This is a genomic window from Microcystis aeruginosa NIES-2549 (assembly GCF_000981785.2).
In the GTDB taxonomy this organism is placed as follows: domain Bacteria; phylum Cyanobacteriota; class Cyanobacteriia; order Cyanobacteriales; family Microcystaceae; genus Microcystis; species Microcystis aeruginosa_C.
Map to the genome: position 1 here is coordinate 2,849,634 of NZ_CP011304.1, position 22,829 is coordinate 2,872,462.

Sequence of the window (22,829 nt, forward strand, 5' to 3'; positions counted from 1 at the left end):
TAGGTATTTTTTCTTACTGCCATGCTAACGGCTAACTTCCCCTGGCTCACTGCCATCATTTTGCTCCCCTTGCTTGCCTCTTTCCTAATCCCTGTAATCCCCGACAAAGAAGGAAAAACTGTTCGCTGGTTCGCGCTTGGAGTCGGACTAGCAGACTTTATATTAATGTGCTACGTCTTTTTACAAAAATATGATTTAAGCAACCCCAACTTACAATTAGTAGAAAAAATCGATTGGGTTCCCCAAATTGGTTTAAGTTGGGCGGTGTCGGTAGATGGTATCTCGGCACCGTTAGTTTTATTAGCAGGATTGGTGACAACCCTTTCTATCTTGGCAGCGTGGCAAGTGGACCGCAAACCCCGTTTATTCTACTTCCTGATGCTGTTGCTCTACGCCGCTCAGATTGGTGTTTTCGTCGCCCAAGACTTATTATTATTCTTCTTAATGTGGGAAATCGAGTTAATTCCCGTTTATCTACTCGTTTCCATCTGGGGTGGTCAAAAACGTCGTTATGCCGCCACTAAATTCCTACTCTACACCGCCGCCGCTTCTATCTTCATCCTCGTTGCCGGTCTAGCCATGGCCCTTTACGGTGGTGGTGCGATGACCTTTGATATGGCGGAATTAGGATTTAAAGATTATCCCCTCGCTTTAGAATTAGTCCTTTACGCCGGTTTATTAATCGCTTTCGGGGTCAAACTCGCCATCTTCCCCCTCCATACTTGGCTCCCCGATGCTCACGGTGAAGCTTCTGCACCTGTATCGATGATTCTCGCTGGTGTTCTCCTCAAAATGGGTGGTTATGGTTTAATCCGTCTTAATATGGGGCTTCTACCCGATGCACACATCTACTTTGCCCCGATTCTAGCGATTCTCGGTGTCGTTAATATTATCTACGGTGCTTTCGCTTCCTTCGGTCAACAAAACATGAAACGCCGTCTCGCTTATTCCTCGGTTTCACACATGGGATTCGTCCTTTTAGGGATTGCTTCCTTTACCGATGTGGGTATTAGCGGCGCTATGTTACAAATGCTCTCCCACGGTTTAATTGCCGCCGTCTTATTCTTCCTTGCCGGTGTCACCTACGACCGCACCCATACCTTAGCTTTAAACGAGATGGGTGGGATTGCTCAAGCGATGCCGAAAGTCTTCGCTCTCTTTACTGCCGGCGCCATGGCTTCCCTAGCGTTACCCGGAATGAGCGGTTTTGCCAGTGAAATTACTGTATTCATCGGTGTCACTAGCAGTGAAGTTTATAGCCAAACCTTCCGGGTTGTGACTGTCTTCCTCGCTTCCGTTGGTTTAATCCTCACCCCGATTTATCTACTCTCCATGCTTCGTCAAGTTTTCTACGGAGATGGTTCTTCCTGCGATATTACTAACATTACCCCCAACAAAAGCAACGAACAAGCAGTTTGTTTCGGTACTAGCTGTGTCCTTCCTGACGAATCAGAATATATTGACGCTAAACCCAGAGAAATCTTTATCGCTGTCTCTTTCCTCGCTTTGATTGTCGCTATCGGTTTTTATCCCCAACTGGCTACCCGTATCTACGATGTCAAAACGGTGGCAGTTAACTCGGAAGTGCGTCAAGCTTACACAGAAATCGCCGCTACTCGTCAAAATATCTACGCTGAAACTCAACCCGACGTAAGCGCCAAAGTTGCCAGTATATTCCAATAAATTGGCAAGTCTAAAGTGAATAGGTTATCAGGAGTGGAAATTCTGCTCCTGATTTTTTTGGCGAGGAAAAAGATGCGAGCATTTATACTAAAATCTAAGATAGCTGGTTTAATATCGTCTCTGGGATCAAAACAAAAGCTTAAAATAGAGAAATATGTGGACTTTTATTGATTTATTTGCCGGTATAGGAGGATTTAGAATCGCCCTAGAAAATCTCGGTTGTCAATGCGTTTTTTCTTCGGAAATCGATCCTCACTCCCAAAAGGTTTACTTAGCTAACTATGGTCATTTACCCGATAATCAAGACATCAGAAAATTAGAGGTAAAAACTGTCCCCGATCATGATATACTCTGTGGCGGGTTTCCCTGTCAAGCCTTTAGTATCGCCGGCAGAAAACACGGTTTTGAAGATGCACGCGGAACCTTATTTTTTGAAGTTGCCCGGATCCTACACGAAAAGAAACCGAAAGCTTTTATCTTAGAAAATGTCCAGGGTTTAGTCCATCATGATCGAGGTAAAACTTTAAAAACTATTTTAGATATACTAGAAAAGGATTTGCATTATTTTGTCCCTAGTCCCCAGATTTTAAATGCCAGATATTTTGGGGTTCCTCAAAACCGTCCCCGAATTTTTATCGTCGGTTTTCGAGAGGATTTAAATATTTACCATTTTTCCTATCCCCAACCAACCCATCAAGAAACTTGTCTCAAAGATATTCTAGAAGAAAAGGAAGTCAGCGTTAAATATTATCTCTCTAATCAGTATTTAGAAACCTTGTTTAAACACAAGGCCAGACACGAAAATAAAGGTAATGGGTTCGGTTATGAGATTATTTCTCCCGATGGTATCGCTAATGCTATTGTGGTGGGAGGTATGGGAAAAGAAAGAAATTTAGTTATCGATCAAAGACTGACTAATTTTACTCCCGTTACTCGCATTAAGGGAGAGGTAAATAAATTATTCGTCCGCAGAATGACCCCCAGAGAATGGGCAAGATTACAGGGATTTCCCGATAGTTTTCAGATTGTTGTTAGCGATGTCCAAGCTTATAAACAGTTCGGCAATTCTGTGGCTATTCCCGTGGTAAAAGCGGTGGCAAAAGAGGTGATTAAGGTTTTAGATTTATCCAGAAATTCTCAAGAAAATATCGGGGTTAAAGACCTACAGGGAAAACAATTAGAACTATTGTCAATCTGAGGAACAATAACAATTTTGTCTAGGGGTTTGGGTATATTAAGAATAGTTATTATTCGCTCAATCTGATCGCTGTTTATGCTTGACTATAACTGGATTAACAGTAGACTTCTTGAATAATTAATTTTCGAGAGTTCAAAAATGGGAAAAATAGCCATGAGGTAACAATAAAAGAGCAGCAGCGGTGATGGTTTCGCCGGTTGTGCTTGTTAAAGGTATCTTGCTTATACTACACTTGTAACACCAATAGGTTTAGTATTCGGGAGAAAAAATTATGCGGACAATCACACGTACCACCACTACCGATATGGAAGTCACCAGCATTCGTCTGGAAAGAGTACTTAAGGACAAGCTGAAAGAGATTTCCGGCAATCAAGGTTATCAAGCACTCATTCGCGATGTCCTATGGAATTTCGTTCAGCAGAAATCAGGAGATTATCGACCGCAGTTTTGTGCTGGTGATATAAGGGCAGTATTTAACGCTACAGCTAGAAAAAATGAGATTTGCGCTCTTACAGGTAATTTAATCCCCGCTAATGAAACAATGTTGTTAGGTTTGACGATTCATGGCGATTTAGTTCCGTTGAGTATGGATAGTTATCCCAATTAAATTAAAATAAGTTTGACTAGGGTGGGGCAGAATCTGGTATAGTTAGTCCTCACCCAAGGGAGATGGGAATTATAAATTATAAATTATGAATTATGAATTGAGAGGTGGGGAGTTTTTTGCTGTGAACAGTGAACTGATAACCGATAACTGATAACTAATGACTGAATCGATTTTACGAGTGGTTTTAATTAATCCGCAAATTCCGCCAAATACGGGGAATATTGCCCGTACCTGCGCCGCAACGAGGACAGAATTGCATTTAGTTGGTCCCTTGGGGTTTGAAATTAGCGATCGCTATCTAAAGCGGGCCGGCTTAGATTATTGGCCCTATGTAAAACTTATGTACCACTTGACAATAGATGATTTCTGTGCATATCAACAAAAGAGCGGCGGACGAGCGATCGGGTTTAGCGTGCGCGGCAGCAGCAGTTATGTCCAGTACACCTATCAAAGCGGAGATTGGCTACTTTTTGGCAGTGAAACCGACGGTATTCCGGCAGATTTATTAAATAAGTGCGATGACACGGTTTATATTCCCATGGCAGAACCGGGGGTGAGAAGTTTAAATCTTTCCGTTAGTGTGGCCATCGGATTATTCGAGGCTAGACGACAATTAGGATTTATTCGTTAGCGGGACATTTGGCTATATAAACAGGGAAAATAGACTGAATTGATCATAAAATTGCAAAATTGCTTTTATTTAGCTCATTTTTGCTTATATCACGAAAAATTGTGATCGCCGTCAATTTTGTCCGTAATAACAGCAGTAAATTATGTGGATTATCCTAGCGCAAATTAATTGTTGCTCCTTTCTAATCCCATAATTTATTGAAAATAAAAAGGCAAGATGAGGCTTATGAATATCTTCGACCTTTCTTCTAATACTTTTCGCAATTTACAGCTTTTTAATCGGCAAAAATCCACCTCTGGCTTAACTCAAGTCGAGATGTTAGTTACCCTAGTTTTATTAGGAATTCTCTTAACCATTGCCCTTTCTGTTTATCATCGTTTCATGGCTTGGATTCGCTTAAATATCGCCACCTTTGAAATATCCCAACAATGGAAAAATACCCGTTATCAAGCCACAGGAGGAGGTTCTCACCCTATATCTTTGTGCATGGCCGCAAGTGAAACCGAACAGATTAAAGTGGCAAAAGTGGAAGGGAACGAATGTGAAAATGTCACCGATTGGACTCCCATCACTCGCGGTGTTAGCATCGATACTAATAATTCTACCCTACGCCGAGTTAACGGATCGGCGGGTAATCAAGGGACAATTTATCGCGCTAGTTGGGGCGACACAAGAGAGGGGTTAGGGGGTTCTTGGGGACAGTTAGGCAGAATTACTTTAGTTGCTGCCGGTACACCCGACAAACGCTGTTTATTTTTATTTCGTGTTGATGGTAGTTGGGATATTCGCCAAGATAATAGATGTGTGCCTTAAACCGGAAAAAGTTATCGATATGATATCGAGAGAGCCACGCTCAAAAATCTAGAATCCCGACTGATAGCCTTTCTGCGGGGAAACTTAAACGGTTTTCAGTCCGTCTGGGAGTACACTAGAAAATACTCACTTATTCGATCGAGCCGTTCATGATTATTTCCGTCGTAGCACTAAAGGGAGGGGTCGGGAAAACCACCACATCGATTCATTTGGCCGCCTATTTTCAAGAAAAAGCGCCCACCTTATTGATTGATGCGGATAAAAATCGTTCGGCTCTCCATTGGTCCCGGGAAGATACCCTTCCTTTTATGGTAGCGTCCCAAGCCGGAGCGACGGGACTGGTGAAACAATACACTCATATTATCGTCGATACCCAGGCCCGGCCAGAGCCAGACGAGTTAAAAGATTTGGCCCAGGGCAGCGATTTATTAATTTTACCCACCACTCCCAATCATCTCGATATCGATGTCACCATTAAAGCGGCAGAATTGCTGTCCACGATGACCGATAATTATCGAGTTCTTTTAACCCAAGTGGATTCACGGACAAAAACAGGAAGAGAAGCGCGGAAAGCTCTAGAAGAAGCAAAATTACCCCTATTTAAGCGAGAAATTCCCCGTTTAGTTGCTTTTGAACGAGCGGCCGAAAAGGGAGTCATCGTCAAAGATTATCCCGACCCCCGGTCGAATTTCGGTTGGCTTTGTTACCAAGCGGTCGGTAAAGAAATTTTTGCCCTCATGACATAAATTGTTAAAAAAGTTAATATTAATATTTGTGTCATTTTTCCCCGAAAAGATACTTAATCTGCATGGGGACTTTTTGTAATCTTCCGTTAAGCGTTCACTCCTAAATAGGTAAAGTCTGAGACAATCAAAAAAGTCTGACTGTAGGAGAACCCTCTATGAAATTGGCCTATTGGATGTATGCGGGTCCCGCTCATATTGGCACTTTAAGGATCGCCAGTTCCTTTAAAAATGTTCATGCTATCATGCACGCTCCTCTGGGAGACGATTATTTTAACGTCATGCGCTCGATGCTGGAAAGGGAGCGTAATTTTACCCCCGTCACTGCTAGTATTGTCGATCGTAATGTTTTAGCCCGGGGTTCCCAAGAAAAAGTCGTCGATAATATTGTTCGCAAAGATCGCGAAGAAAGTCCCGATTTAATCGTTTTAACCCCCACCTGTACCTCCAGCATTCTCCAAGAGGATTTACAAAACTTTGTCGAAAGAGCGCGACAGGATGCCGAGGGGGATGTGCTGCTGGCCGATGTTAACCACTATCGCTATAATGAACTACAAGCGGCCGATAAAACCCTCTATCAAATTATCAAATATTATCTCGATAAGGCCCAGAGAAGAGGGGAAATTATCTCCCAGAAAACCCCTAAACCTTCGGTTAATATTATCGGTATTACCACCCTCGGTTTCCATAACCAACATGATCGCACGGAATTAAAGCGGTTAATGGCAGATTTGGACATTGAAGTTAACGAAATTATTCCCGAAGCTGCCTCGGTGGAAAACTTAAAAAATCTGCCCCGCGCTTGGTTTAATCTGGTTCCCTATCGAGAAGTGGGATTAATGACAGCCAAATATCTCGAAAGTGAATTCGCCATGCCCTACGTTGATATTACCCCCATGGGAGTGGTGGAAACAGCCCGATGTATTCGCAAAATTCAAGAGGTAATTAATCCCCAAGGTGCAGCAGTAGATTACGAAGATTTTATCAATGAACAAACTCTGCATATCTCCCAAGCTGCTTGGTTTTCTCGTTCCATTGACTGTCAGAATTTAACGGGCAAAAAAGCGGTGGTTTTTGGTGATAATACCCACGCAGCCGCTATGACAAAAATTCTCGCCAGGGAGATGGGAATTCATGTGGTTTTAGCGGGTACTTATTGCAAGTATGACGCCGATTGGTTCCGGGAACAAGTGAGTGAATATTGCGATGAAGTGTTAATTAGTGATGATAATGGGGCGATAGGAGATGCTATTGCTCGATTAGAACCAGCGGCGATATTTGGTACTCAAATGGAACGTCATGTGGGCAAACGTTTAGATATTCCCTGTGGAGTAATTGCCGCACCTATTCATATCCAAAATTTCCCCCTCGGTTATAAACCTTTCTTAGGTTACGAAGGCACTAATCAGATCGCTGATTTGGTCTATAATTCCTTTACTTTGGGTATGGAAGATCACCTATTAGAGATATTCGGTGGTCATGATACAAAAGAGGTAATTACTAAAGGTATTTCGGCAGATTCTGACCTAAATTGGAATAAGGAAGCTACGACAGAATTACAGAAAATACCCGGCTTTGTGCGCGGGAAAGTCAAACGAAATACCGAAAAATTCGCCCGGGAGCGAGGGATTGGTGAAATAACTTTAGAGGTAATGTATGCCGCTAAAGAATCCGTAGGAGCTTAATTATTTCTTAGGGCTGAAAGTTAACAGCATTCAGCCCTATTTTTTTAGTTATTTGCTTAATCCCTGAAGTATTCTTTCCTCTACTCCTTTCCCCTGAATTAAAACCCCAAATCTTCCTAAACCAGTGGGATTGATTAATTGATGTAGGGCGTCTCGACGCTGAAATATAGTTGATATATCGATTTTTCCTTGAGAAAGTTCATTTAATCTATCTCCTAATCCCAAAGCCATTAAAAATAATCCTTGCTGAGTAAAACCGAGATTTTTTAAGCCTAATTTCTCCCCTTGACGTTGTAAAGCAGTAAAATCCACATGAGTGGTAATATCTTGTTCTCCCACCCACAAATAAGGATGATCATGATGCTGATGTTGTCGATAACATTGTAGGGTTCCTTGACTTCTTTGGGGATGATAATATTTTTCGGCAGTGTAACCGTAATCTATGGTTAAGATATAACCTCGATCGAGTTTCCGATTAACCGTTTCTAACCAGTCTAAAGCTAATAAGTTGACCTCGGTTTGATAACCCTCCGGATAAAGTGGGGAAGGAATATGTATCCCCACTAAATCAAAATAATCTTTGATTCTGTCAGTAGATAAATCTGCGATAATCTCCTGAAAAGGTTCCCCCAATCCTAGATAAATTTCTCGTAATTCTCCCGACTCAATCACAACTCGATGGACAGGAAAAGCATCGATTAACTCATTACTAAACACACAACCCACAAGGGAATTATCGGCTAAATTCGGCCAACTTTGCCAAGATACCGGGGAATATCCCGCTAAAGTTGCCCGTTGTCTTTCCCTGAGTTTCTGAGATTGTTCGATAATTATATAACTGAGATTTTGATAAAAATCAGCATAGCTATGACTTAAATAATCAAGAATATCCTTCGCTAAAATTCCCGAACCTGCTCCCACTTCCACTAAAGTAAATCCTCGCGAATTGCCCAAAAATTCCGCCATCTCGACAAATTGCTCCGCCAACAATTCACCAAAATCTGCCCCTAGGGACGAGGAAGTAAAAAAATCTCCTTTTGAGCCAATTTCTACTTTTCCAGAGGTGTAATAGCCATAATCGGGGTGATAGAGAGCTAAATCCATCCAGCGCTCGAAGCTAATTCGACCTGCTACTGATTGTTTAATTTCCTCTAGGATGATTGCTTCTAAATTCATCTTGATCAGGGAATTATGAATTAGGAATTATGAAATGGGAAGTGGGAATTAGGAAGTGGGAATTAGGAATTAGGAATTAGGAAGGGTGCATCTAACATTTGCAAAAATACCGACAATCAGCAATTATCAGTGACTCTTAAATTATTACAGACGTATCAGCAGCTGCGTGTAAGCATCCCACCGAAAAACTAATGCGCGGGGGTTTGGGGGCGGCACTTCGACACATTTCGACACATTTCGACAAGCTCAATGTAAAGGCTCAATGTAAAGGCTCAGTGACCGCGCCACGCCCCCAACGGGGGGTTTGGGGGGTAGAACCCCCCAAAGGCTTGGATTGAGTGATAAAATCGAAAGTAACGCCCAATTTTAGCCGAGAGTTTCCCCGTAAAAATCCCAACTTGGTAGATTTACAAAAATTAACTTAAAACTTACATCTGATAACTGATAACTGATAACTGATTTAATCTCCCGCATGATAGGAACTGCGGACTAGGGGGCCGGATCTAACCTGGGAAAAACCCATTTTTTGGGCGATTTCTCCCAACTCGCTAAATTCTGCGGGAGTCCAATATTTCTGTACGAGCAAATGTTCCAGAGAAGGACGCATATATTGACCAATAGTAACTCGATCGCAGTCGATCGCGCGTAAATCTGCCAAAGTCTCGATAATTTCCTCTTTTGTCTCACCGTGACCGACCATTAGGCCAGATTTCGTCGGAATTGATCGATCGATTTCCTTAACATAACGCAAAACCGCCAAAGAGCGATCATATTTAGCCCCGCGTCTAACCGGCTTTTGCAAACGGCGCACCGTCTCGATATTGTGATTGTAACAGGCAGGTTTTGCCCCCACCACCGTCGCCACCCGTTCCTGTTGACTTCCCTTACCTCCAGCAAAATCCGGGGTTAACACCTCAATTAAAGTGTGGGGATTGAGTTCGCGAATGGCTGTCATCGTCCGCACAAACCAACTAGCCCCGCCGTCTTCCATATCATCTCTGGCCACAGAAGTCAAGACAACGTAACTTAAATTTAACAATTGCACCGCTTCCGCCACTTTTTGCGGTTCCTCCAGATCGAGAGGCATGGGTGCATGACCCTTATCCACTTGACAAAAAGCACAGGATCGTGTACAGGTGGGACCCATCAACAAAAAAGTCGCCGTACCTTGGGCATAACATTCGCCGCGATTGGGACAGCGACCCTCCTCGCAGATAGTATGAATGTTCCTTTGTTTGATAATGCGCTGAACCGTGGAGATTTCGCTAGATTTGCCGAGTGAACGCCGTAACCAAGGAGGTAAAGAGGTGATTTCCTCGCGCCACTGTGGGGGTATATTGGACATGAGAAGTTAACTAATGTTGGGGGTTGGGGACTTCAGTTATCAGTTTCTGAAGGCAAGGGGCAAAAGTAAAGAACCTGGCAATTATCCTACCTAAAAATAAGGTTAGAAACCAAGTACATCAAAGCTTTTAGCTTAACAAATTAGTTTTTAGATTCGGCCCTTGTTAGCAGTTAGCAGTTAGCATTTATCAGTTTTTAGTGGACAGTCTTAAGTAGAAAATTGCCGTCTTTTCACTGTTTACTGATCACTGTTTGGTAGGTTTGGACTAGGTTAGGATAGCTAACCTAACCTAGAAAATTTTTAGGAAGCTAAGGCTACCTCGACTATTTGTTGTAGTTCCCCATTTTGATAGAGTTCGATCATAATGTCGGAACCACCAATAAACTCACCGTTGATATAGACTTGGGGAATAGTCGGCCAATTGGAATACTCCTTAACTCCTTGTCTTAACTCCTGATCTTGCAGAATATCGACAGTTTCGTAGGAAACCCCCAGAATATTGAGAATTTGTATGACGTTATTCGAGAAACCACACTGAGGCATTAATTTATTGCCCTTCATGAACACAAGAACTTTGTTATTCTGAACTAATTGATCGATTCTTTCCTTAGTTTCGGGTGTCATAGGTCTAGTAGCTAGAATTTGAGCAAGAATAGCCAATCCTGAGACGTGGCATATCTTATCAGTTTAGCACAAGCCGTTGAGATAGCTTTAAAAAGGCAGGTCTTCGTCCTCCTCCAAACTGTCTAAAATTTCGTTAACATCAGGTCTCCCGCGCACGATAGTCATATTTTCCACAGACTTATTAACTTTAGTTTCTGCGGCCGAATTTTCCGGCAGTGAATAACCCATATTGACCACTTCACCATCAAAAGATTTCGCTAACTTTTGAGCAGCCGCCAAAATTTCGCTAACATCTACATCTTGATCTAATGTCTCTAAAGATGAATCAAAATTTAAGATTTTTTGGGGCAGTTCTGTGCTAGGAGTTTTTGGGTTTCTGGCTGCGGTGATCTTTGCTTCTTTTTTCTCGATAATTGCTTCTTTGACCGGGGGAATATCCACCACAGTCATAACTTTATTTTCGGGAGTTATTGGTGGGGTTGGTGCGGTTTCCGGTGATGCTTGTATCCTGGCCGCCGGTGATGGGGAAACTTCCGCAGCCATGGCAGCAGTGGCGAAACCTACCTGTAAATGAACTTTAATCCGGCGCCGAAAAACTGCCTCGAAAGCTGACTCAATATTAGTCAAGCGCAGCCGGGCCATTTTTAATAATTGTTCCGAAGATATGCTTAAATAAGCACTCGATTCTTCCATATTAAAAAGACTGCCGTGCTGACGCAAGAGAGTGCGAGTAGTGGGGGGTTCCATTACTTCTAAAACCTGCTGCCAAATTTGTTCATGATTGTCATCACTGGCAACAGTTTTAACCTCAGTTTTCGGCACTGCGACGCTAGTTGTCGGGGTGATAACCGCCGGTTTGATCGGTTGATTCACCGGCGCCGGTGCTGTGATCACTTCAGGGGGCCTCTCGACGCTGGTTTGGGGACGGGAAGGCACTGTCGTGGTAACTAGAGGAATCACCTGTGCTTGCGGTAACAGTCCTAATAGAGTGACTTCTAACCAGAGACGGGGTTGAGTGGTGTTTTTTAGTTGCGTTTCGCTGTCTTTAAGCAGTTGTTGACCGCGGAGAATTTCCTCTAAAGACCAAGTACGCGCTTCCGTACACAGTTCCTGCCAAGTGGGAGCGGTGACAGCCACCATTTCTGGACGATTAGGGGCGGTTTTGGCTAAAAGTAGGTTTAAATAGAATCCCGCTAGATTTTGCAAGACGATTAAAGGTTCCTTCCCGCGATTCATCAGATGGCGACATTGTTCGATAACTTGATCGGGAATATTGCCATGAATGACTTTAAGTAGGGTTAAGAGGTCTCTTTCGGGGACTGCACCGACTAAATCCCAGACTCGCTCGGCCGTAATCGTTCCTGCGAGTAAACTTAATTGATCGAGGAGACTTTCGGCATCGCGTAAACCACCGTTAGCGATCTGAGCCACAAGGGTTAATGCTTCTAGGTTAATATCGATCGCTTCTATTTGGGCGATTTTTTGCAGGTGCGCCACCATCGCATCGAGAGCAATACGGCGATAATCAAAGCGTTGACAACGGGAGATGATGGTAGGCAAGACACGCTGAGGATCCGTGGTAGCAAGCACAAAAATCACTCGATCCGGCGGTTCTTCCAGAGTTTTCAGCAAAGCATTAAAGGCCGCCGTACTGAGCATATGGCATTCATCGATGACATAGACTTTATAACGACATTGGACGGGGGCAAATTGCGATCGCTCGATAATTTCCCGAATGTTATCCACACCGGTATTACTAGCGGCATCAATTTCGATCACGTCTAGGGCCGAACCATTGGCGATCGCTTGACAGACGGAACACTTACCGCAGGGAATCGGTGTCGGATGGTCACTAGACAGACAGTTGAGGGATTTGGCTAAAATTCGCGCCGAGGAGGTTTTCCCCGTGCCTCTGGGTCCAGTAAATAGGTATGCAGGAGCGATTCGCTCACTGATTAAGGCATTACTCAGGGTCGTGGCGATCGCTGATTGTCCCACCAAATCGGCAAAGGTTTGGGGACGATACTTATGATGTAGAGGTTCGTAGGTCATGACTGGCTGAAAACTTTTTCCGCACCCTAGAGACTACTATTATCCTATCCCGATTCTTTTTCAACACGAGAACAAGTGTATGCTTTTGATCTAGACAGGTTTAATGCGCGATTTGCATCACGAAAATGGCAATTTGGCTAAGGCTTGTAATAAATTGTATTAATAACTACAATTTGGCCGAGAAAATCTGCCGACTATCTTAGTATGCCCAAAGACAGCGCCACTAATCAGACCAACTGCTTATGACTGAATCTACAAAAACCCAATGTCCTTACTGTGGAGTAGGTTGTGGTTTGACAGTCACCCCCCCCGCGTCGGCCGGACAAGCATGGAAAGTCTTCGGGGACAAGTCCCACCCCTCCAGTCAAGGTATGATCTGTGTTAAAGGGGCTACCGTAGCGGAATCAATCGATAAAAATCGCCTCAAAACCCCGATGATCCGCGATTCTCTCCAAGAGCAATTCCGTCCTTGTACCTGGGAAGAAGCCCTTGATCGCATCGTTAACCGCATTCAAACTCTAATCGCTCAGGGGGAAAAGGAAAGTATCTGTCTATACGGTTCGGGACAATTTCACACCGAAGATTACTACATCGCCCAAAAACTGGTCAAAGGCTGTCTGGGAGTCAATAACTTTGATGCTAATTCCCGTCTCTGTATGTCTTCGGCCGTGGCCGCTTATCTGGACAGTTTCGGATCCGACGGTCCCCCCTGCTGTTACGATGACCTAGAATTAACCGATTGTGCCTTTTTGGTGGGGACAAATACGGCCGAATGTCACCCCATCATCTTTAACCGTCTGCACAAGTATCTCAAACGCAACCAACAAGCGAAATTAATCGTCGTTGATCCCCGCAGCACCAAAACCGCCGAGGCCGCTAATCTCCACCTAGCCATTAACCCCGGGACCGATATTGACCTATTTAACGGGATTGCTCACCTGTTACTGAATTGGGGGGCGATCGATACCTATTTTATCGATAAATGTACCCGAGATTTCCACAAATACGCCGAAATTATCCGCCATTATCCCCCCGAAATAGTCGCCCCTAAATGCGGTATCCCCATTGAGGATTTAGAACAGGCTGCCCGCTACTGGGCCGAATCGAAAAGAGTCCTTTCCCTTTGGTCGATGGGTATCAATCAATCTAGGGAAGGCACGGCCAAAGCCCGCACTTTAATCAATTTACACCTAATGACGGCTAATATCGGTAAGCCCGGGGCCGGTCCTTTTTCCCTAACCGGACAACCTAACGCCATGGGGGGACGGGAAGCCGGCGGCCTCTGCCATCTTCTGCCCGGTTATCGTTCCGTCAAAAATCCCCAACACCGGGCCGAAGTGGAACAAGCTTGGGGTTTACCTGCTGGTCGGATTTCTCCGGTCCCCGGTCGCGATGCTTGGAGTATGATTACCGGTTTGGAGACGGGAGATGTCAAACTTCTCTGGATTGCCGCCACTAATCCGGCTGTTAGTATGCCTGATCTAAAACGTACCCAGGCGGCCCTGTTAAAATCACCTTTTACTGTCTATCAGGATGCCTACTATCCCACAGAAACCAGTGCCTACGCCCATTTATTACTGCCAGCAGCCCAATGGGGTGAAAAAACGGGAACAATGACCAATTCTGAGCGCGTGGTGACTTTAAATAAGGCTTTTCGTCCTCCCGTCGGTCAAGCTCAGGCCGATTGGCAAATTTTTGCCGAAGTTGGTCGCCGTTTGGGGTTTCAGGCACAATTTAATTTTCAGGATTCGGCCGAGGTACATTCCGAGTTTGTCCGCTTGACATATAAACGTCCTTGTGATATGACGGCGATTAATTATGATCGCCTGGCCGAGACTCCCCGACCGTGGCCCGATTCCATCGATGAAATTTCCGCCCCTAAAACCGCTAATTCTGGGGAATTACTAGGTAATTTAGTTAAAAATGACCATAAAAGCCAAAAAACAGCCGCAAAACGCCTTTATACCGATGGTAAATTTAATACTGCCGATGGTCGTGCTGTTTTCGCCGCCTACCACAGTAAAGGTCTAGCGGAACCCCCCGACGAGGAATATCCCCTAGTGTTGACCGTGGGGCGTTTGTACGGTCACTGGCACACCCAAACCCGCACCGGCCGCATCGAGAAAATTGTCAAAATGCACCCCGCACCTTTTCTGGAAATTCATCCCCAAGATGCGGCAAAATTGGGCATAGAAGCTGGGGAATGGGTGGAGGTGCGTTCTCGTCGCGGTTCTGCCCGTTTTCCCGCTTTAATTACCAAAGCAATTGCTCCTAATTGTGTCTTTGTGCCGATGCACTGGGGGGCTTTATGGGCAGAAAATGCTGAGGCCAATAGTCTCACCCATCCGGCTGCTTGTCCGATTTCCCTGCAACCGGAATTAAAAGCTTGTGCCGTCAAATTAATCCCGATCAAGTCTTTAGTTAATGCCGAATTATCTCCCGGTCAATTTCTGGCAACTCCCTAATCAAATTTGGCTTTCCCTTTGGTTACTTTTGTTATACCAATTGGCTACAATCTCATAGGTAGTTTTTGTTGAGAAAATTGCTATTACAAGAACAAAATCCCCAATTATCAGGCATTTAACTAGACTATTCTCATTTCGAGATTTCGATCGAATTAAACGATCTTTGCCAACGTTTTTTCCAGTGGCTAGTCGGTTCTAAATCAGAGAGGGCCTGTTCGCTGCGACGACGTTGTATAATCACTTCGGCTGGGTCGCTTAAAGTCGCGTCTCGATAGGGAATAGCGGCTTTAGTTTGCAGATGTTCCCGTTCCTGTGCCGATAAAGATGGGGGTAAGGACAAAAAACTGGCTATTGTCCCCGGCGATCGCCGACCGACGCTATCGGTGGCCCCAATCTGCAATCCCGCTAATTGTAACGCCCTTCGCACCGAGGCAGCACAGGAATAGGTGACTAAATAACCCGTCGGACTCAGGCATTTGGCCACTAAAGCTAAAAACTCCACCGTCCACAGTTGCGGACATTTACCCGGGGAAAAGGGATCGAGAAAAATTGCCTCTGCTTGAAAACCCGCCTCAATCACCTTGGTTATCGTCTGTCGCGCATCCCCGATTAACAGTTTAGCTGTGAGATTAGGCAGGTCTAGCCGGTGATTATGGGCAAAATCATTTAAATATTGGGGAATTGGTTGACTCCAACTATTTAAGAGATTTTCTCTAATAGCCGCGAGGGGAACCACTCGATCGCTTTCTAAAGCTAATAATTCTACCCGACAATCCCCCCTAACTTGCCAAATGGCCGCTAAGGCCGCGGCGGCATTATACCCTAAGCCGTAACAAATGTCAAGAATTTTTAGATTATTGCTCTGGGTTGCTTTTGCTGCCAGACGACTGGAGAGGATAAATTTTTTCTCGGCTTCTTCCCTTGCCCCGGAGGTAGAATGATAACATTCTCCGAATTCGGTCGAAAAAAAGGTATAAGAACCATCCTCAGTGACTTTTTGCGGGTAAGCTTCGGGGGAGACAAGCATGGTGATGGAGAATGTCTTTGAGGTGAATATCGGTTTCCAGCAGGCAAGCGTGACCACTATTGGGTAGAATCGTTAATTTTGCTGCGGGTAACTGCTGAATTAGGCGTTTAGCCTCCGCTACCGATGGTAACAGTCGGTCCCCTTGACTGGCTATCAATAACACCTCCAATTGCAGAGCTTTTAACTCGCTGGCACTAACCTGAAACCGTTGTAACTGGGATAAACGCCAGCTAATCGTCTTCGGTGGGACGTATTGCATGGCTTTGAGGAGAGAGCGGCGATCTTCCCTAGACATTCGACCCAGAGCGGCCAGAAAGGGTAAAATAGTTAGGGCCGAGCTGCTGTGGATGAAATCGGGCATCATCTGGGTGATACCGATTCCCAAGCTTAAAAGAGGTCTTTGATTAAAAGAAGAAGCGGGGTTAATTAAAATCAGTTTTTTAATTAATTTTGGTGATTTTGTCGCTATTTTCAAGGCTAAACAGCCACCAAAAGACTCTCCGCAAAGATAGACTTTTCTCGATTGTTGCTTTAATTCTTGGGCCAATAAAGCGATCACGCAGTCGCTTAATTCCTCCCAATCACCGAGATATTGCGGGGAAATCGCCAAACAACGCAGATCGAAGTAAGGGGCAAGGTTGTTAATCTGACGATGGTACAGTTGACCGCTGCCATCCATTCCGGGTAAAAATACAAACAGGGGATAATCGGGACGGGGATGACGGGGAATAATCCAACTGACAGGTTGTTCCATTGTGCGAGAAGCGCGATCGATGTTAAAAAAGTTTTTTCTGGTTATCTATTTTTAAGGATAATTAATATTAGAGAGATTTGCCAATTTTAAGAGTAGTATTAACCCCCAACCTATGGATGGTTTCTCCCTGCTCCCCAACCCCTGATAACTGATAGCTGATAACTGATAACTGATTAAGTAGGTAGGCACAATTATTTGTAGGATGGGTTAGCGGTAGCGTAACCCATGCGGGAGTTGGGTTTCATGCTTCAGCCCAACCTACGTTCATTTTATATTTAATTCCACCCACCTACTTAACTGAGCTAAATTTTTAGGCTGCGGCTAAATTAGCAGCCACGAAATCCCAATTAACTAACTTGGTTAAAAAGTCGCTGATGTAATCGGGACGACGATTTTGGTAGTCGAGATAATAAGCGTGTTCCCACACATCCATAGTTAGGAGGGGAACCTGTCCGGCGGTTAAAGGATTGTCAGCGTTGCCGGTTTTGGTAACTTTGAGAGTACCGTTATCGAGAACCAACCAAGCCCAGCCGCTACCGAATTGAGTAGCGCCCGCAGTTTTGAAAGCTTCGACAAATTTCTCGAAACTACCGAAATCTGCGTTAATTTTATCGGCTAAAGCACCGGTAGGCGCACCGCCACCACCCGGTTTCATGCAGTCCCAATAAAAACTATGATTCCATGCTTGGGCGGCATTGTTGAAAACCCCAGCTTTAGAGGCATCACCGGCAACCTTAACGATAACTTCTTCTAAAGAGAGAGCATCGAGTTCCGTATCTTTGACCAAACCGTTATAGTTATTGACATAAGCGGCGTGGTGCTTGTCGTGGTGGAATTCTAGGGTACTTTTGGTGATGCAAGGCTCTAAGGCAGTGTAATCGTAGGGTAAAGGGGGAAGTGTGTAAGCCATCTGTGGTTCTTTATATCCTCTCTTGAGAGCTTGTTTAAGGTAGTGTTGATAAAACTTTACATCCTTGATCATAGCACCGAAGGAGACTTGATCGGTTATTAGTGATCAGTGATCACTGATCAGCTTTTTTCTCCCTTCTCCCCCATCACCCCAACCCCTGACTGATAACTGATTACTGAAAAATCACCCCAACCCCTATTGACCGTCTCCTAAATCCTGAGAAGATCACCAAACAATGTTAAAATAATTCCCATACTGTAGGCGCTTGCAGATTCTTGTGGGCGTGGCAGGGCAGGCGAAAAACGATTCCGTTAGGAATTAGACCAAAAAAGTTCCACTGGCAACAGCAGTAGATTTTATCTCACTGGGTTGGCCGGTTGGCAGTTCGTCAAATTACGGATCAATACAAAATTATCATTTACAGATCTTTCTTGGTAACTTATGGCACAGCGTACACGCTTAGGTGAAATCCTTCGTCCCCTCAACTCGGAATATGGTAAAGTTTCCCCCGGTTGGGGAACTACCTTGCTGATGGGAGTGTTTATGGCTCTGTTTTTAGTCTTTTTGCTGATTATTTTACAGATCTACAACTCCTCCCTAATTTTAGAAGGATTTAATGTAGATTGGGGTCAGTAAGCAGATTCCAACAATCTCGTCGGCATTTTTGGCCGCAGAATTGTCCCGCGGACTTTGGCAGGTGGGTTATTGCCCACCGCGATTTTTTTATTAGGAGCAAAAACATGAATATTTTTGGGATTGGATTGCCAGAAATGGGATTAATTCTCTTGATTGCCCTGCTAGTTTTCGGACCAAAAAAATTACCAGAAATCGGTCGCAGTTTAGGCAAAACGATTCGAGGATTTCAAGAAGCATCAAAGGAATTTGAAAGTGAATTTAAGCGAGAGGCCCAGCAGATTGAAGACTCGGTAAAAATCAAAGCTGAATTAGAAGAAAGTCAATCTCCTAGGGATCAAACTCGTTCCAGTTAAGAACCGTGTAGAGATGTAGTGTAGGTCAAATTCGAGGCTATCCGCTAGATTAACATCGAGAATGACCAGAGCCGGATTAAATTGGCAGTTTTACCATCGGCCGCCACTTTTACTCGCTAGTTTTTTTGACCAAAAAAGCGGGAAATCAGGTTTCGGAGCGCAAAATCGTCTTTAAAGACGACAATTTTGGCAGCAGTCAAGGCCATAGTTCGATGAGTAGGCAGAATATATCATTAGTTTGAGAATTCCCAGAAGACAAGGAAAAAATGACTATTTCCTTGCTATAAGTATTGTAGATGTCAAGAGTGGTAAATGAATGTCTATAGTGGTATCCCCCGAACAAGTCCATCAAATCGTCAACAACCTCCATCACGATCCCTTTGAGGTTTTGGGGGCCCATCCCCTAGAAGAAGAAGGAAAAGTAAATAAATGGGTTGTTAGAGCCTATTTACCGAAAACCACGGCTGCTTGGGTTATTTTACCGTCCCAAAGACAAGAATATCCCATGACGACCGCTTATCACCCCCATTTTTTCGAGTGCGTCATCGATATCGGTGAACTGAACAATTATCAATTACGCATCCAGGAGGGAGAACAGGAACGGGTCATCTATGATTCCTATGCCTTCCGTTCTGCCAAACTGAGCGATTTTGATTTACATCTGTTTGGGGAAGGCAACCATCACCGCATTTATGAAAAATTAGGGGCGCATTTAGCTGAAATCGAAGGTATTAAAGGGGTTTATTTTGCCGTTTGGGCCCCTAATGCCCGCAACGTCTCGATTATTGGTGATTTTAATAGCTGGGATGGTCGGGATCACCAAATGCGGAAACGTAATAATATGGTCTGGGAATTGTTTATCCCAGAAATCGGTGTTGGCACTAAATATAAATACGAGATCAAAAATTGGGAAGGTCATATTTACGAAAAATCTGATCCCTACGGTTTTGCCCAAGAAGTACGCCCGAAAACCGCCTCGATCGTGGCTAATTTAGATAGCTATACTTGGGATGATAGCGATTGGATGGAAAAACGCCGCCATAGCGATCCTTTAACTCAACCGGTTTCCGTTTACGAATTACACCTCGGTTCTTGGCTGCACGCTTCTAGTGCCGAACCTCCCCGTTTACTTGCCGGGTCCGGGGAAGCGGTTCCCGTGTCGGAATGGAACACTGGGGCGCGTTTTTTGAGTTACTACGAGTTAGCCGAAAAACTGATTCCCTACGTTAAAGAATTAGGTTACACCCATATCGAATTATTACCGATCGCCGAGCATCCCTTTGATGGTTCTTGGGGTTATCAAGTGACGGGTTATTTTGCCCCCACCAGTCGCTACGGCAATCCTGAAGATTTTATGTATTTTATCGATCAATGTCACCAAAATGGCCTTGGTGTGCTAGTGGATTGGGTCCCCGGTCACTTCCCCAAAGATGGCCACGGGTTAGCTTTCTTTGATGGTACTCATCTTTATGAACACGGCGACCCGCGCAAAGGGGAACACAAGGAATGGGGAACCTTAATTTTTAACTATGGTCGCAACGAGGTCAGAAATTTCCTGGTGGCTAATGCCCTATTTTGGTTCGATAAGTACCATATTGATGGTATTCGCGTGGACGCGGTGGCTTCTATGCTCTATCTCGATTATTGTCGTAAAGATGGGGAATGGGTGGCTAACGAGTACGGTGGCCGGGAAAATTTAGAGGCCGCGGAATTCCTGCGTCAAGTCAATCATGTAATTTTTAGCTATTTCCCCGGAATTCTCTCTATTGCCGAAGAATCCACCGCTTGGCCGATGGTATCCTGGCCCACCTATATGGGCGGTTTAGGCTTTAATTTAAAGTGGAATATGGGCTGGATGCACGATATGCTCGATTATTTCGGCATGGATCCCTGGTTCCGTCAATTCCATCAAAATAATGTCACTTTTAGTATGTGGTATAACCACAGCGAGAATTATATGCTGGCTTTGTCCCACGATGAAGTGGTTCACGGCAAAAGTAATATGATTGGCAAAATGCCGGGGGATGAGTGGCAAAAATTTGCCAATGTCCGGGCATTATTTAGTTATATGTTTACCCACCCCGGCAAGAAAACCATGTTTATGAGCATGGAATTTGGTCAGTGGAGTGAGTGGAATGTTTGGGGTGATTTGGAGTGGGGTCTTTTGCAGCATCAACCCCATCAACAGCTAAAACGCTTTTTCTCGGATTTGAACGCCACCTATAAGAGTGAACCTGCTTTATATACCCAGGATTTTGGTCAGGATGGCTTTGAGTGGATCGACTGTAGTGATAATAGTCATAGCGTCGTTTCTTTCCTGCGCTGGAGCAAAAATTGGCAGGAGTTTCTGGTGGTGGTCTGTAATTTTACTCCCCAACCCCACAGCCATTATCGCGTTGGTGTACCCCATCCCGGTTTTTATCAGGAAATCTTTAACAGCGATGCGGGTAAATATGGCGGTAGTAATATGGGCAACCTCGGCGGTAAATGGTCGGAGGAATGGTCCTATCATAGCCGTCCCTACTCGATTGATCTCTGTTTACCACCTTTAGGGGTTTTAGTTCTCAAAATCAGTCCTAATGCTTCTGGGGAATAGGTAAGTGGGGTGTAGGGTATGGGGTGTGGGGTGTGGGGTGTGGGAAGTGGGGGAATGGGGGAATTCAACTAAAACCCTAACACCCTAACACCCTAAAACCCCAACACCCAACCCCTAACAAAAAAATTTAGAGGTCATCTTGCGGAAAGTGGCCTCTTTTTTGGCTGAATTTTCCAGAAACTATTAAGTTGTTAGATTAGCGAGCAGTGTTTGCACCCATTCTTGAGCGAGTTCTTCCACGTTACCATTACTGTCGAGATGGCTAAGAATATATTTTTGTCGTTGGTGAGCTAATTCAGCGAGACTACCGATATGAACAAAACTTTCTGGTAAACGATCATTCTCAAAGGAATATTGACCGACGTGGATAAACCGGCATTCTAAGGCGAAAATTAATCAGGGGGAGAAACTGGTTAACCATTTTTCATCTCCCTTAATATTTCCTTACTTTTTCGTTAATATTTATGGTAGCAAAGCCATTAGATGGTCTGAACAGGTAGTCGATCATCGCAACCATAAACAAGCAAAAGTTTCTGTATATTTGGTTACTAAATAATACAGATTTGCCCTGGATGCAGCCCGGGGAAAAGCCGGTCAAAAACTAACCCATCAGGATCACCGTATCGATGACGTGGATGACACCATTATCCGCCTCGATATTACCTGCGACAACCGTGGCATTTTTCACCTCAAAACCTTCGCTACAATCGATGGGAATCGGTGAACCCTCCAGAGAAGTCACTACAGCCAATTTCGCCAAATCTTCCTGCATATATTTGCCCGCAACGACGTGATAGGTGAGAATTCGGGTTAATTGGGGGATATTCTGCACTAGGGTTGTAATCGTCCCGGGGGGCAATTTGGCAAAAGCTTCATCGGTGGGGGCAAAAACCGTGAACGGGCCAGGACTTTTTAGGGCGTCCACGAGATTAGCGGCTTGTACCGCCGTCACTAGAGTTTTAAAATTATCGGCACTGACCGCAATATCGACAATATCTGCCATAAACTTGACTCGATCCTCAAAAAAATCATCTATTTCAGATTTTAAACTTAATCTTGTCCCAAAGATCTAAAATCCAAAATCCAAAAACATTTCAAGTTTGTCGATGCTTTAAGTTCTACTGCTAGTGGTCTGTCAAGATGTTATTGACGGATACAATCTTTTTAATTTAATTCGGGCATCTTCAGTGGTAAATCGCCAATCTACAGGAGCAGAATTTTCATTTCTGCGTTTTTCCCCAGCTGCTACTTCTTCTGTTAAGATTTCCTTGTCTTCAATACGCCGATCAAGGCACTGTCGGCTTAAAACACTCAACTCAATTTCAGCCATATTTAACCAACTTCCATGTTTAGGAGTATAATGAAACTCCAATTTATCCAGAATGCGTCTTGCTTCGACTGGGGTAAAAGCTTGATAAAGAGATGCTTTGACATGAGTATTCGGATTATCTTGAACTACTTTAATTTTCTTGGCTTGAGGATGACGTTGAGCAACTAATTGACATCCTCGCCGCCGTAAAACGGACGGCGA

Annotated in this window: 19 protein-coding genes and 1 pseudogene; 11 read left to right on the top strand and 9 right to left on the bottom strand. The window is 44.3% G+C overall.

Features of this window, described 5'->3' with window-relative positions; translation table 11 throughout:
- Positions 1–21: 21 nt before the first annotated feature.
- The 7 genes from myaer_RS14065 to bchB all read left to right on the top strand — a co-directional run bounded on the left by myaer_RS14065 (position 22) and on the right by bchB (position 7,360).
- Positions 22–1,683 carry an NAD(P)H-quinone oxidoreductase subunit 4 gene (locus myaer_RS14065; protein WP_046662553.1) on the top strand — a complete coding sequence of 554 codons (1,662 nt, stop codon included), beginning with the start codon at positions 22–24 and terminating at the stop codon, positions 1,681–1,683.
- Positions 1,684–1,837: 154 nt separating this feature from the next.
- Positions 1,838–2,881, top strand: coding sequence for a DNA cytosine methyltransferase (locus myaer_RS14070; protein WP_046662554.1), 1,044 nt, complete (start codon positions 1,838–1,840; stop codon positions 2,879–2,881).
- Between the two features lie 271 nt (positions 2,882–3,152).
- On the top strand, positions 3,153–3,488 hold the full coding sequence (locus myaer_RS14075) for a hypothetical protein (protein ID WP_046662555.1): 336 nt from the start codon (positions 3,153–3,155) through the stop codon (positions 3,486–3,488).
- A gap of 157 nt (positions 3,489–3,645) precedes the next feature.
- A complete protein-coding gene (locus myaer_RS14080; protein WP_080949762.1) occupies positions 3,646–4,119 on the top strand; it encodes a tRNA (cytidine(34)-2'-O)-methyltransferase in 474 nt (157 codons plus the stop codon).
- 225 nt (positions 4,120–4,344) lie between these two features.
- On the top strand, positions 4,345–4,932 hold the full coding sequence (locus tag myaer_RS14085) for a pilus assembly FimT family protein (RefSeq protein WP_046662556.1): 588 nt from the start codon (positions 4,345–4,347) through the stop codon (positions 4,930–4,932).
- 149 nt (positions 4,933–5,081) lie between these two features.
- Positions 5,082–5,678, top strand: coding sequence for a ParA family protein (locus myaer_RS14090; protein WP_002740297.1), 597 nt, complete (start codon positions 5,082–5,084; stop codon positions 5,676–5,678).
- A 155-nt stretch (positions 5,679–5,833) separates the two neighbouring features.
- Positions 5,834–7,360, top strand: coding sequence for a ferredoxin:protochlorophyllide reductase (ATP-dependent) subunit B (gene bchB, locus myaer_RS14095; RefSeq protein ID WP_046662557.1), 1,527 nt, complete (start codon positions 5,834–5,836; stop codon positions 7,358–7,360).
- 48 nt (positions 7,361–7,408) lie between these two features.
- Here the strand turns inward: bchB and myaer_RS14100 are convergent, their stop codons facing one another.
- From myaer_RS14100 to myaer_RS14115, 4 genes are all read right to left on the bottom strand, one after another.
- Positions 7,409–8,536, bottom strand: a complete 1,128-nt coding sequence (locus myaer_RS14100; RefSeq protein ID WP_046662558.1) for a class I SAM-dependent methyltransferase — start codon at positions 8,534–8,536, stop codon at positions 7,409–7,411.
- A 460-nt stretch (positions 8,537–8,996) separates the two neighbouring features.
- Positions 8,997–9,881 carry a lipoyl synthase gene (lipA, locus tag myaer_RS14105; protein ID WP_046662559.1) on the bottom strand — a complete coding sequence of 295 codons (885 nt, stop codon included), beginning with the start codon at positions 9,879–9,881 and terminating at the stop codon, positions 8,997–8,999.
- A gap of 300 nt (positions 9,882–10,181) precedes the next feature.
- The gene (gene grxD / locus myaer_RS14110; protein WP_046663783.1) at positions 10,182–10,505 is read right to left on the bottom strand and encodes a Grx4 family monothiol glutaredoxin; all 324 of its coding nucleotides are present in this window, start codon (positions 10,503–10,505) and stop codon (positions 10,182–10,184) included.
- An 87-nt stretch (positions 10,506–10,592) separates the two neighbouring features.
- Positions 10,593–12,557 carry a DNA polymerase III subunit gamma/tau gene (locus tag myaer_RS14115; RefSeq protein ID WP_046662560.1) on the bottom strand — a complete coding sequence of 655 codons (1,965 nt, stop codon included), beginning with the start codon at positions 12,555–12,557 and terminating at the stop codon, positions 10,593–10,595.
- A 242-nt stretch (positions 12,558–12,799) separates the two neighbouring features.
- On the opposite strand from myaer_RS14115, the gene myaer_RS14120 reads away from it, so the two are divergent.
- Complete coding sequence (locus myaer_RS14120) at positions 12,800–15,022, top strand: molybdopterin oxidoreductase family protein (protein WP_046662561.1); 2,223 nt, start codon at positions 12,800–12,802, stop codon at positions 15,020–15,022.
- A 130-nt stretch (positions 15,023–15,152) separates the two neighbouring features.
- Here the strand turns inward: myaer_RS14120 and myaer_RS14125 are convergent, their stop codons facing one another.
- From myaer_RS14125 to myaer_RS14135, 3 genes are all read right to left on the bottom strand, one after another.
- Positions 15,153–16,049: a tRNA (5-methylaminomethyl-2-thiouridine)(34)-methyltransferase MnmD gene (locus myaer_RS14125; protein WP_046662562.1), complete on the bottom strand. Its 897-nt coding sequence runs from the start codon at positions 16,047–16,049 to the stop codon at positions 15,153–15,155.
- Positions 16,009–16,803, bottom strand: coding sequence for an alpha/beta fold hydrolase (locus myaer_RS14130; RefSeq protein ID WP_046662563.1), 795 nt, complete (start codon positions 16,801–16,803; stop codon positions 16,009–16,011). Before myaer_RS14130 ends, myaer_RS14125 begins: the two co-directional genes overlap by 41 nt.
- 310 nt (positions 16,804–17,113) lie before the next feature.
- Positions 17,114–17,713, bottom strand: coding sequence for a superoxide dismutase (locus tag myaer_RS14135; protein ID WP_002762409.1), 600 nt, complete (start codon positions 17,711–17,713; stop codon positions 17,114–17,116).
- A 441-nt stretch (positions 17,714–18,154) separates the two neighbouring features.
- Here myaer_RS14135 and psbH point away from each other — a divergent pair, with 441 nt between their 5' ends.
- The 3 genes from psbH (at position 18,155) to glgB (ending at position 21,298) form a co-directional block, all read left to right on the top strand.
- The gene (gene psbH / locus myaer_RS14140; protein WP_002736544.1) at positions 18,155–18,349 is read left to right on the top strand and encodes a photosystem II reaction center phosphoprotein PsbH; all 195 of its coding nucleotides are present in this window, start codon (positions 18,155–18,157) and stop codon (positions 18,347–18,349) included.
- Positions 18,350–18,453: 104 nt separating this feature from the next.
- Positions 18,454–18,702: a TatA/E family twin arginine-targeting protein translocase gene (locus myaer_RS14145; RefSeq protein WP_002743526.1), complete on the top strand. Its 249-nt coding sequence runs from the start codon at positions 18,454–18,456 to the stop codon at positions 18,700–18,702.
- A 316-nt stretch (positions 18,703–19,018) separates the two neighbouring features.
- Positions 19,019–21,298, top strand: a complete 2,280-nt coding sequence (gene glgB, locus myaer_RS14150) for a 1,4-alpha-glucan branching enzyme (protein WP_046662564.1) — start codon at positions 19,019–19,021, stop codon at positions 21,296–21,298.
- 601 nt (positions 21,299–21,899) lie between these two features.
- Here glgB and myaer_RS14160 read toward each other — a convergent pair.
- Both myaer_RS14160 and myaer_RS14165 read right to left on the bottom strand, forming a co-directional pair.
- A complete protein-coding gene (locus tag myaer_RS14160; RefSeq protein WP_002803963.1) occupies positions 21,900–22,301 on the bottom strand; it encodes a fasciclin domain-containing protein in 402 nt (133 codons plus the stop codon).
- 132 nt (positions 22,302–22,433) lie between these two features.
- A pseudogene (locus myaer_RS14165) lies at positions 22,434–22,796 on the bottom strand (transposase); the annotation flags it as partial.
- Positions 22,797–22,829: the final 33 nt, after the last annotated feature.